The sequence below is a fragment of the Neobacillus sp. S1227 genome, from assembly GCF_055385255.1.
Genome location: NZ_AP038276.1, coordinates 1,278,709 through 1,290,000 on the forward strand (window position 1 = coordinate 1,278,709; position 11,292 = coordinate 1,290,000).

Consider the following 11,292-nt stretch of genomic DNA (forward strand, 5'->3'; position numbering starts at 1 on the left):
TATTTAGGCGGTGGTGGAAAGGTGTTGGTGTAAACGTTTTCATGAATTCGCGAAAATAAAAGGAAGTGATTTCCACTTCCTTTGTGTGCATAAAATATGCATAATTATTCGGACTTTAGTGATAAAAATGCATTTCTAACGGCATGTAGGGTTGCCTCTACATCTTCTTCCGTATGGGCAATGGTTAGGAACCATGCTTCATATTTGGAAGGAGCGAGGTTGATTCCTTGGTGCAGCATCAGTTTAAAGAACTTGGCAAACATTTCTCCGTCCGTTTTTTCCGCCTGCTCATAATTTTCAATTTTTTCATCAGTGAAATATACGGTTAGAGCACCCTTTAATCGGTTGATGGTAATTTGGATATCGTGTTCCTTAGCAGCCTCAAGAATACCATCTTCCAGCATGGCGCCGAGCCGGTCTAAGTATTCATAAACGCCTTCCTGTTTTAACACTTCTAAGCAGGCGATTCCCGATAGGATAGAGGCAGGGTTGCCGGCCATCGTGCCCGCCTGGTAGGCAGGGCCAAGAGGGGCGACTGTTTCCATAATTTCCTTCCGTCCGCCATATGCCCCGATTGGCAGGCCGCCGCCAATGATTTTTCCCATTGCTGTAAGGTCAGGCTTAATGTTGAGGAGGTCCTGTGCCCCGCCGTACATGAACCGGAAGGCTGTTATGACTTCATCGTAGATTACTAGCGCACCAGCAGCATGGGTAAGTTCATTTACTTGCTCTAGGAAACCAGGGTTTGGTTCGACGATTCCGAAGTTGCCAACAATCGGTTCAACAAGAACAGCGGCAATTTGATCGCCCCATTTTTCAAGTGTTTCTTTGAACGGTTCAATATCATTAAATGGGACAGTAATAACTTCTTGGGCGATCGATTTCGGCACGCCTGCTGAATCAGGAGTACCTAGTGTGGACGGGCCAGAACCGGCGGCGACAAGAACAAGGTCAGAGTGTCCATGATAGCAGCCCGCAAATTTAATGATTTTGTCACGGCCTGTGTAGGCACGGGCAACACGGATAGTTGTCATCACTGCCTCTGTTCCAGAGTTGACGAAACGAACCTTGTCCAGCGAAGGGATAGCCTCTTTCAGCATTTTCGCGAATTTTACTTCATGCGGCGTTGGGGTTCCGTACAGGACGCCAGTCTCGGCGGCACGCTTGATGGCTTCGGTTATATGTGGGTGGGCGTGGCCGGTAATGATCGGTCCGTAGGCAGCAAGGTAATCGATGTACTGGTTCCCGTCAACATCCCAAAAATAGGCGCCTTGCCCGCGTTCCATCACAACCGGTGCACCGCCGCCGACTGCCTTATAGGAACGGGATGGACTATTGACCCCGCCGACAATATGTTCGAGAGCTTCATTATGTATTTGTTCTGAATGGGTAAAATGCACGTGGGTTTCCTCCTTTTTTATTACCATTCCTATTCTAGCATGTTTTTGGTGATTTACTATTTTGACATTTTGGGATGGGGAGGAGGTGAAGGGTTTTTGTCCTTCATAAGGCAGATGAAGGACCATATGAGATGGAGGTGGGACGGTTTTGTCCAACAGAAGGCGTCTAAAGGACAATTTGCACTGCCGCCAAGCCAGGATTGTCCAATAGAAGGCGTCTAAAGGACAATTTGCCCCGCCGCCAAGCGGGGATTGTCCAATAAAGTGCTACTAAAGGACAATTTGCCCCGCCGTCAAGCTAGGATTGTCCAATAGAAGGCGTCTAAAGGACAATTTGCCCCGCCGCCAAGCTGGGATTGTCCAATAGAATGCTACTAAAGGGCAATTTGCCCCGCCGCCAAGCGGGGATTGTCCAATAGAAGGCGTCTAAAGGACAATTTGCCCCGCCGCCAAGCTGGGATTGTCCAATAGAATGCTACTAAAGGACAATTTGCCCCGCCGCCAAGCTGGGATTGTCCAATAGAACGCGTCTAAAAGATATTTCCCCCATCTCAAATAAAGAACTCAAAATGGGAACAAATACGAACTGAACCCCATTTGCCAAAAAATCAAGCCACTTCCAGCCACCATCCTTCTCCAAAATATTAAAAGCACAAAAGTTGTACCTCCGCCCCCGATTGGCTAAACTAAAACATTAGGGTAAGCCACAAGCCACATCAGGAGGTGCCATAACAATGAAGAACGCTATTGAAGTAAACAAATTACGTAAAGAATTCAAAGCCTATTCCAGCCGTTCCGGGTTAGCAGGTGCATTCCGCGACCTGTTTACACGAAATTATAAAATTGCACGCGCTGTCAACGATATCAGTTTTACCGTCAAGCAAGGGGAGATGGTCGGCTATATCGGTGAAAACGGGGCCGGTAAATCCACTACCATCAAAATGTTAACAGGTATTTTAACCCCATCCGGCGGGCAAATCAAAGTGAACGGAATGAATCCCCATAAGGAGCGGGAAAAATTTGTTCAGACTATTGGCGTCGTGTTTGGCCAGCGATCTCAATTATGGTGGGACATCGCCGTCCAGGAGTCATTCCGGCTCCTTAAAAAGGTATATAAGGTAACTGATGAACAATATGACGACCATATGAACCATGTCATCAAAACACTCGATATCGAGCCGCTCCTTGACAAACCAGTTAGAAAGCTATCGCTCGGCCAAAGAATGCGCTGCGAGTTAGCCGCGGCACTCATCCACAATCCGCCGCTTCTTTTTCTGGATGAACCGACAATCGGCCTCGATGTCCTAGTAAAATTAAAAATCCGCGAATTTTTAAAAGAAATCAATGAAAAGTACAATACAACCATTCTCTTAACAACACACGACCTCTCCGACATCGAGGCATTATGCGAACGCGTCATTATGCTTGATGAAGGAAATATCATCTATGACGGTGCATTGAAAAATTTAAAAGACACATTAGGAGATGGCAAAGAGCTGCAATTCCAGTTCCTTGAAAAAGTCGATCTCTCAGCCGTTAAAAAACTCACAGCCGCCCTCCCGGTTAAATGGGAGCACGATGAAAAGGAGCAAATCTTTATCGCTAACATGCAGAACAACGACGAACTCATCTCACAGCTGATTGCCAAAATCGTCGCTGCTTTTAAAATAAAGGACATTAAAATTAACGAGACATCAACGGAAGAAATCATCCGCAAAATTTATGAAAAGGGTGCAGTGGAAGTTGGATAAATACTTAGAAATGATTCGCATCCGTTTTTTAATGATGCTCGCCTACCGAACAAATTATTATACGGGCATCCTCATCTACGGCATCAATATTGGTGCCTATTATTTTCTGTGGACAGCGATCTACAGTGGTAAGGAGGAAATACAGGGCCTATCCATTACCCAAATGACAACATATGTGGCGATTTCCTGGATGGCGCGGGCCTTTTATTTTAACAACCTAGACCGTGAAATGGCGATGGAAATCATGGAAGGGAAGGTAGCTGTTGAACTTATTCGTCCCTACAGTTACCTAGGCATGAAAACCATGCAGGGACTGGGGGAAGGGATTTTTCGGCTATTCTTCTTCTCTCTGCCAGGACTAATTATTGTCTATTTCGTATTTCCAATTCAAATTACGTTAAAGCCAGGCGTATGGGGATTATTCGCCATCTCCATCCTTTTAAGCTTTTTCATTAACACTCAGCTAAATTTATTAACTGGAATAACGACTTTCTTCTTATATAATAATACAGGCCTTATCCGCGCAAAGCGGGTGGTCATCGACCTGTTTTCCGGTTTGCTTCTGCCGATGAGCTTTTTCCCAGGCTGGGCACAGGAATTCATGAAATATCTTCCGTTTCAAGGAATCAGCTATATACCAAGCATGATCTATACAGAGGGATTCACTCACCAGCAGGCCATTTGGGCGATCGGCCAGCAATTTATTTGGGTTATCATCCTCCTAATTCCAATCCAAATTATTTGGGTTATTGCGAAAAAACAGCTGGTCATTCAAGGAGGGTAAATGGTGTTTTACGTAACAATGTTTTTTCAATACATGTCGCAATATATGAAAACAAGATTGCAATATCGGTCTGACCTCTTTGTAGAGTTTTTCTCAGATCTGATGTCCCAGGCTATCAATCTTATCTTTATCTTGGTTGTATTTGGCCATACCCAGCTGCTCGGAGGCTGGAGCCGTGACGAAATTATTTTTATATATGGATTTTTCTTGGTTCCTTACGCGGTCTTTTCCGCCTTCTTTAATATCTGGGATTTCAACGAGCGTTATATTGTCAGGGGGGAGCTTGACCGAATCTTAACAAGGCCGATTCATAGCCTTTTTCAGATCATCTTGGAGCGGCTGGAACTGGAAGCTTTATTAGGGGCGGTCACCGGCTTGGCGGTCATGTTTTATGCCGGCAGCCGGTTAAACCTGCAGGTCGATTGGTTTGATCCGATTCTCTTTATCATTTTCGTGATTGGCGGCGCGCTTGTTTATGGCGGTATCTTTGTGATGCTGGCCTGCGTCAGCTTTTGGGCGGACGCGAAAACCTCGCTCATGCCAATGATGTACAACATCAGCAACTACGGCCGCTACCCGGTCAATATCTATAATACGGTGATCCGGTTCGTTCTCACTTGGATTTTGCCGTTTGCTTTCGTCGGCGTCTATCCCGCTGCCTTTTTTCTTGAAAAACAAGAATGGTATATCTATTCGTTTTTAACACCTATTATCGGCATCATTTTTTTTGCTCTTTCAGTATTCCTGTGGAATCTGGGGGTCAAAAAATACCGAGGCGCCGGCAATTAATGATAAACCGTGCTCATTTGGCACGGTTTTTTGATATTTTATTGGCCAAGTCCACATACAATGAATTAACCTGTACGAATATTAGAGGTGGTCTTGTGATTTATTTCTTGCTGCCAATCGTTATTTTTTGCATCTTCATGAGTATTCGCACTTTATTTATACCCAATACGATTAAGGGCAAATTGGTGTCCTTTGACAATTTCTTTTATTTAGGAACGTGCTATTTAACCGTTATTTTCGGATTTGGGCTCATTTATTTAATTTTTGAATTGGCTGGCATGCAGGTCTTGGCGGAAATAACCAGCAGCCAAAACCGAAACATTTTTGAATCGAGCTTTTATTTTAGCGCGATGATGCTATTTTCGGTCGGCAATGGAGATGTGATCCCCCAGGGAATTGGCAGACTAGTTGCCGTCATAGAGGCCTTAATCGGCTATACGCTCCCGGCGGCCTTCGTAGCGAAGGTAATGTTTGATCGGGAAAAATAAATCCCATGGGTGCACAAAAGTTGTATTGTTCTATCACATTGGTTAGGCTATAAATAGGAATATTTTTCAAAATGGAGTGAATAAAATGACAGTAGAAATTGGAAAACAAGCACCGGATTTTACATTGGAAGCCCAGAATGGAGAAAAGATTACTTTGTCGGAATTGAAAGGGAAGTATGTTGTTCTTTATTTTTATCCAAAGGATATGACGCCGGGATGCACGACTGAAGCGTGTGATTTCCGTGATCAGCATAAGCAGTTTGCTGACTTAAATGCTGTTATTTTAGGCGTGAGCCCTGATCCGGTAGACCGTCATCAAAAATTCGTTGAGAAATACGGTCTGCCATTTCTGCTCCTTGCCGATACCGACCATCAAGTGGCGGAGGATTATGGTGTTTGGAAGCTAAAGAAAAACTTTGGGAAAGAATACATGGGTATTGAAAGGTCGACTTTTATCATCGATAAAGAGGGGAATATTGCGAAGGAATGGCGAAAGGTCCAGGTTAAAGGTCATGTCGAAGAGGCTTTAACCTATATCAGAGAAAACCAATAAGATACTGCCTATTTTCACAAGAAAAGGCTTTTGTCCAATGCAAAAGTGCTTCATGTGAATATCATTTTATTAGGGCATACCTCCTCAGATAAAACTTATTGGGTCCATTTGGACCCCTTTTTTATGCCTTCTTTCTTTTCTAATAAATGACCCAGGTGATATGATGAAGATAAGATTTATATACATGTGGAGCTTGAGTTTACCAATAGGGGGTATTGAAGAATGAAAATCTATACGAAAACAGGGGATAAAGGAACTACGTCACTTATTTACGGGCAAAGGGTAGCAAAGAACGACCTTCGCGTAGAAGCCTACGGAACTTGTGATGAAACGAATTCAATGATTGGGTTAGCATTAAGCTATCTAAATAAGGAAAATTTTCATGGGAAAGAAATAATTGAAAAAGTATATCATAAAATACAAACAAACCTATTTCATGTCGGTGCCGAGCTCGCGACTCCGAAAGGGAAGGAAGTAAAATGGTCGCTAGCGGCTGGGGATATTGAAGAACTGGAAAAACAAATTGACGAATGGGACTCAAGCTTGCCTGCGTTGACGAATTTCATTTTACCTGGGGGACATCCTGCAGGTGCAGCCTTCCATGTGGCCCGGACCATCGCCAGAAGGGCGGAAAGATGTGCCGTCGGATTAGGGGAAGATGTTAATCCACTTGTGTTGGCGTATTTAAACCGTCTTTCCGACTTATTGTTTGTCACGGCGAGATTTGTTAATCATCAGTTGGGAGCATCTGAATTAACATTACATAGTTGATGAACTTTGGTGTTTGTAGCATTACAATATTGACAAAAGTACAAATTACCTAGTAAACTAATTATAACAATTACAATGTAAGAATATCTTTTAGAAAAGAGGTGCATGGCGATGAATCAATTAAAAGAAGCGTTGGATACCTTAAAGGATACAGGGGTGCGTATTACTCCGCAACGTCATGCGATACTTGAATATTTAATAAGCTCGATGTCACATCCTACTGCCGATGAAATCTATAAAGCGTTAGAGGGCAAATTCCCGAATATGAGTGTGGCAACGGTTTACAATAACTTACGAGTATTTCGTGAAGTAGGCCTTGTTAAAGAATTGACCTATGGAGATGCATCCAGCCGCTTTGATTTTGTCACCTCCCATCACTACCACGTGATTTGCGAGGAATGCGGGAAAATAGTTGATTTCCACTATCCAGGTCTGGATGAAGTTGAGCATTTGGCAACACATGTCACCGGTTTTAAAGTAGCTAATCACCGCATGGAAATTTACGGCACTTGCCCGGACTGTTCTGCAAAAGAAGTTCATTAATCTATGCCCAAAATGCAGCCGATTCTTATTGGAATCGGTTTTTTGCTAATAAAAAAGGGGATGACCGATTGCTGGTCTCCCCTCTATTTCATTTTATTTTTATTATAAGTTTCGTCAAATTCTTTGCCTTCCAGAGCTTTATCTAGAGTCAAAGGTTCGCGGCAGTGCATGCACATATCTACCCTGCCGAGCATTTTAGTCGGTTTGCCGCAGCCAGGACATTTGACCTGAATGGTTTTGGTTGACAACATACCAATCCAGAAATAAACAACCGTGCTGGCGATAATAAAAAGCAGACCAAAAATCATAAAGATGGTCATAATAAGTGGTGAAGTACGAAAATAGATACCAGCATACATAACGATAAAGCCAACAAAGATCAACGACAATGCGAACGTTCTAATTTTATTTATTTTACTCGAATATTTTGCCATGATTCTCCCTCCTAGACAAACTATACCACAATTCTCCATCGAGAAAAAAGGATCCGCGGAAGAATGTCGAATTTTGTCTTAGAATTTAGAAGGATATTTCTTCTTCCTGTCGAACATATATTGCTAGCTAGAAAAATGGAGGTATAGAGAATGGAAGACATTCTTCGGCCCATTTATCAAGAAAGGGCAAGCCAATTAAATACGCTGGGGATTTTATTGGTAGAAAAGAAACAGCGGTCAAGTCAAACGACGGATTCGTTTGATGCGATTCTATTAATGATTGTGAAAGAAGCAGATCAGCCTGTTTATACAAAACATTACGCGTATAATGACAATAAAGCCGCCATGCATATTATCACCGAGGCTCAGCTGCAAGAATGGATTTTATTAGGCAGCAACCGAAAGATTTTTGAATGGCTTCATCATTCAAAAATCTTATTTGACCGTAATGAATATGTAGCAAATCTAAAAAAGGAACTAGAGGAATTTCCGTTTCACGGCCGAAAAATTAAAATGGGATTGGAATTTGCGAAGTTAATCCGCCGTTATGTGGATGGGAAAGCGCTTTTTGAAAATAAACAGTATTTGGATGCTTATAATTATGTCGTTCACTCCCTGCATCATTTGGCGAGATTAGCGATTATTGAAAATGGCCTTCATCCTGAACTGACGGTTTGGCAGCAAGTGAAACAAATTGAACCGGAAATTTATAAATTATATGTTGAGCTAGTTGTAAGCGAGGAAACATTGGAACAAAGGCTCGAGCTTTTATTCCTTGCCAGTGAATTTTTGATTCACTCGAGAACCCACATCGGTTCTTCCCACTTAATAGACGTTTTAAGTAAAAAAGAACATTGGATGTTTAGTGAAATCATGAGTGAACCGGAATTGATTCCATATTCCGTAGATATGTCAGTTCTGCTTGAATACTTAATTGAAAAACATTTATTAGAAATCGTTAATGTTGAGACAAAGGGACAGGGTGTTTTTCACCGCTGTTATCGAGTCAGTCAAAAACTATCGTAAAAAAATAAATAAAGCTATTGACCTTTTCGTGAATACTTGATATATTAATAACCGTCGCTGCGAAACATTTTTAAAAGGTTTTCCGCAGTAGACGGTTTTTAAAAAAGGTGTTGACATTAACAAACACCATGTGTTATATTGATAAAGTCGCTTTTGAGCGTCGCGCAAGATAGTTCTTTGAAAACTAAACAAACAAAAACGTCAACAAACAATAATATTCGTTTCGAAAGAAGCGAAGCCAACGTAACATTTTTGAGCTAATCGACTCAACTTTATTGGAGAGTTTGATCCTGGCTCAGGACGAACGCTGGCGGCGTGCCTAATACATGCAAGTCGAGCGAATCAATAGGAGCTTGCTCCTGTTGATTAGCGGCGGACGGGTGAGTAACACGTGGGCAACCTGCCTGTAAGACTGGGATAACTTCGGGAAACCGGAGCTAATACCGGATAATTTCTTCCCTCGCATGAGGGAAGGTTGAAAGTCGGTTTCGGCTGACACTTACAGATGGGCCCGCGGCGCATTAGCTAGTTGGTGAGGTAACGGCTCACCAAGGCGACGATGCGTAGCCGACCTGAGAGGGTGATCGGCCACACTGGGACTGAGACACGGCCCAGACTCCTACGGGAGGCAGCAGTAGGGAATCTTCCACAATGGACGAAAGTCTGATGGAGCAACGCCGCGTGAGCGATGAAGGCCTTCGGGTCGTAAAGCTCTGTTGTCAGGGAAGAACAAGTATCGGAGTAACTGCCGGTACCTTGACGGTACCTGACCAGAAAGCCACGGCTAACTACGTGCCAGCAGCCGCGGTAATACGTAGGTGGCAAGCGTTGTCCGGAATTATTGGGCGTAAAGCGCGCGCAGGCGGTCCTTTAAGTCTGATGTGAAAGCCCACGGCTCAACCGTGGAGGGTCATTGGAAACTGGGGGACTTGAGTGCAGAAGAGGAAAGCGGAATTCCACGTGTAGCGGTGAAATGCGTAGAGATGTGGAGGAACACCAGTGGCGAAGGCGGCTTTCTGGTCTGTAACTGACGCTGAGGCGCGAAAGCGTGGGGAGCAAACAGGATTAGATACCCTGGTAGTCCACGCCGTAAACGATGAGTGCTAAGTGTTAGAGGGTTTCCGCCCTTTAGTGCTGCAGCTAACGCATTAAGCACTCCGCCTGGGGAGTACGGCCGCAAGGCTGAAACTCAAAGGAATTGACGGGGGCCCGCACAAGCGGTGGAGCATGTGGTTTAATTCGAAGCAACGCGAAGAACCTTACCAGGTCTTGACATCCTCTGACACTCCTAGAGATAGGAATTTCCCCTTCGGGGGACAGAGTGACAGGTGGTGCATGGTTGTCGTCAGCTCGTGTCGTGAGATGTTGGGTTAAGTCCCGCAACGAGCGCAACCCTTGATCTTAGTTGCCAGCATTCAGTTGGGCACTCTAAGGTGACTGCCGGTGACAAACCGGAGGAAGGTGGGGATGACGTCAAATCATCATGCCCCTTATGACCTGGGCTACACACGTGCTACAATGGATGGTACAAAGGGCAGCGAAGCCGCGAGGTGGAGCCAATCCCATAAAACTATTCTCAGTTCGGATTGCAGGCTGCAACTCGCCTGCATGAAGCCGGAATCGCTAGTAATCGCGGATCAGCATGCCGCGGTGAATACGTTCCCGGGCCTTGTACACACCGCCCGTCACACCACGAGAGTTTGTAACACCCGAAGTCGGTGGGGTAACCGTAAGGAGCCAGCCGCCTAAGGTGGGACAGATGATTGGGGTGAAGTCGTAACAAGGTAGCCGTATCGGAAGGTGCGGCTGGATCACCTCCTTTCTAAGGATAATGCAGCCCTTTAGGGCTGATAATAAGGTTGACTGTTTCTTGTTTGTTTAGTTTTGAGGGAATTATCTCTCAAAACTTTTTGTTCCTTGAAAACTAGATAATCGTAAAAGAAGAAGTAACCAAGTAAGAACCGAGTAATCGCCATTTTAGTTTTTCTCTCTTATTTTTAAGAGTAAAAACCTTTTAGGTTAAGTTAGAAAGGGCGCACGGTGAATGCCTTGGCACTAGGAGCCGATGAAGGACGGGACTAACACCGATATGCTTCGGGGAGCTGTAAGTAAGCGCCAATCCGGAGATTTCCGAATGGGGAAACCCACTGTTCGTAATGGAACAGTATCTTTACCTGAATACATAGGGTATTGATGGCAGACCCGGGGAACTGAAACATCTAAGTACCCGGAGGAAGAGAAAGCAAACGCGATTCCCTGAGTAGCGGCGAGCGAAACGGGAACAGCCCAAACCGAAAGGCTTGCCTTTCGGGGTTGTAGGACACTCAACATGGAGTTACAAAGGAACGGGGTAGATGAAGCGGTCTGGAAAGGCCGGCCATAGAAGGTAAAAGCCCTGTAGTCGAAACTTCGTTCCCTCCTGAGTGGATCCTGAGTACGGCCGGACACGTGAAATCCGGTCGGAAGCAGGGAGGACCATCTCCCAAGGCTAAATACTCCCTAGTGACCGATAGTGAACCAGTACCGTGAGGGAAAGGTGAAAAGCACCCCGGAAGGGGAGTGAAAGAGAACCTGAAACCGTGTGCCTACAAGTAGTCAGAGCCCGTTCATGGGTGATGGCGTGCCTTTTGTAGAATGAACCGGCGAGTTACGATTGCATGCGAGGTTAAGTTGAAGAGACGGAGCCGCAGCGAAAGCGAGTCTGAATAGGGCGAAATAGTATGTAGTCGTAGACCCGAAACCAGGTGATCTAC

11 protein-coding genes and 2 rRNA genes (1 of these 13 only partly in view) are annotated in these 11,292 nt (G+C 44.6%); 10 read left to right on the forward strand and 3 right to left on the reverse strand.

The window, feature by feature from the left end; all coding sequences use genetic code 11:
• Positions 1 to 104: 104 nt before the first annotated feature.
• Both ACZ5AE_RS06420 and ACZ5AE_RS06425 read right to left on the reverse strand, forming a co-directional pair.
• Positions 105 to 1,400, reverse strand: a complete 1,296-nt coding sequence (locus ACZ5AE_RS06420; protein WP_464570562.1) for a glutamate-1-semialdehyde 2,1-aminomutase — start codon at positions 1,398 to 1,400, stop codon at positions 105 to 107.
• A gap of 478 nt (positions 1,401 to 1,878) precedes the next feature.
• Positions 1,879 to 2,040, reverse strand: coding sequence for a hypothetical protein (locus ACZ5AE_RS06425; RefSeq protein WP_464570564.1), 162 nt, complete (start codon positions 2,038 to 2,040; stop codon positions 1,879 to 1,881).
• 94 nt (positions 2,041 to 2,134) lie between these two features.
• Between ACZ5AE_RS06425 and ACZ5AE_RS06430 the strand changes: the two genes are divergently transcribed.
• The 7 genes from ACZ5AE_RS06430 (at position 2,135) to perR (ending at position 7,079) form a co-directional block, all read left to right on the forward strand.
• Entirely contained in the window at positions 2,135 to 3,151 is a 1,017-nt protein-coding gene (locus ACZ5AE_RS06430) for an ABC transporter ATP-binding protein (RefSeq protein ID WP_464570566.1), read from the forward strand.
• Entirely contained in the window at positions 3,144 to 3,935 is a 792-nt protein-coding gene (locus tag ACZ5AE_RS06435) for an ABC transporter permease (RefSeq protein WP_464570568.1), read from the forward strand. Before ACZ5AE_RS06430 ends, ACZ5AE_RS06435 begins: the two co-directional genes overlap by 8 nt.
• 3 nt (positions 3,936 to 3,938) lie before the next feature.
• A complete protein-coding gene (locus ACZ5AE_RS06440) occupies positions 3,939 to 4,724 on the forward strand; it encodes an ABC transporter permease (protein WP_464573561.1) in 786 nt (261 codons plus the stop codon).
• On the forward strand, positions 4,724 to 5,212 hold the full coding sequence (locus ACZ5AE_RS06445; protein WP_464570570.1) for an ion channel: 489 nt from the start codon (positions 4,724 to 4,726) through the stop codon (positions 5,210 to 5,212). The genes ACZ5AE_RS06440 and ACZ5AE_RS06445 overlap by 1 nt, the downstream gene beginning before the upstream one ends.
• Before the next feature lie 85 nt (positions 5,213 to 5,297).
• Complete coding sequence (gene bcp / locus ACZ5AE_RS06450; protein ID WP_464570572.1) at positions 5,298 to 5,765, forward strand: thioredoxin-dependent thiol peroxidase; 468 nt, start codon at positions 5,298 to 5,300, stop codon at positions 5,763 to 5,765.
• Between the two features lie 222 nt (positions 5,766 to 5,987).
• A complete protein-coding gene (locus ACZ5AE_RS06455; protein WP_464570574.1) occupies positions 5,988 to 6,536 on the forward strand; it encodes a cob(I)yrinic acid a,c-diamide adenosyltransferase in 549 nt (182 codons plus the stop codon).
• A 105-nt stretch (positions 6,537 to 6,641) separates the two neighbouring features.
• Positions 6,642 to 7,079 carry a Fur family transcriptional regulator gene (perR, locus tag ACZ5AE_RS06460; RefSeq protein WP_213118014.1) on the forward strand — a complete coding sequence of 146 codons (438 nt, stop codon included), beginning with the start codon at positions 6,642 to 6,644 and terminating at the stop codon, positions 7,077 to 7,079.
• An 83-nt stretch (positions 7,080 to 7,162) separates the two neighbouring features.
• On the opposite strand, the gene ACZ5AE_RS06465 is transcribed toward perR, so the two are convergent.
• Positions 7,163 to 7,516, reverse strand: coding sequence for a YgzB family protein (locus tag ACZ5AE_RS06465; RefSeq protein WP_464573562.1), 354 nt, complete (start codon positions 7,514 to 7,516; stop codon positions 7,163 to 7,165).
• 147 nt (positions 7,517 to 7,663) lie between these two features.
• Here ACZ5AE_RS06465 and ACZ5AE_RS06470 point away from each other — a divergent pair, with 147 nt between their 5' ends.
• The 3 genes from ACZ5AE_RS06470 to ACZ5AE_RS06480 form a co-directional block, all read left to right on the forward strand.
• Entirely contained in the window at positions 7,664 to 8,539 is an 876-nt protein-coding gene (locus ACZ5AE_RS06470; RefSeq protein WP_464570576.1) for a nucleotidyltransferase-like protein, read from the forward strand.
• A gap of 272 nt (positions 8,540 to 8,811) precedes the next feature.
• Positions 8,812 to 10,361, forward strand: a 16S ribosomal RNA gene (locus tag ACZ5AE_RS06475).
• 195 nt (positions 10,362 to 10,556) lie between these two features.
• Positions 10,557 to 11,292: ribosomal RNA gene (locus ACZ5AE_RS06480) — 23S ribosomal RNA — on the forward strand; it runs 2,203 nt beyond the window's last position.
• Together the 16S and 23S rRNA genes form the textbook arrangement of a ribosomal RNA operon.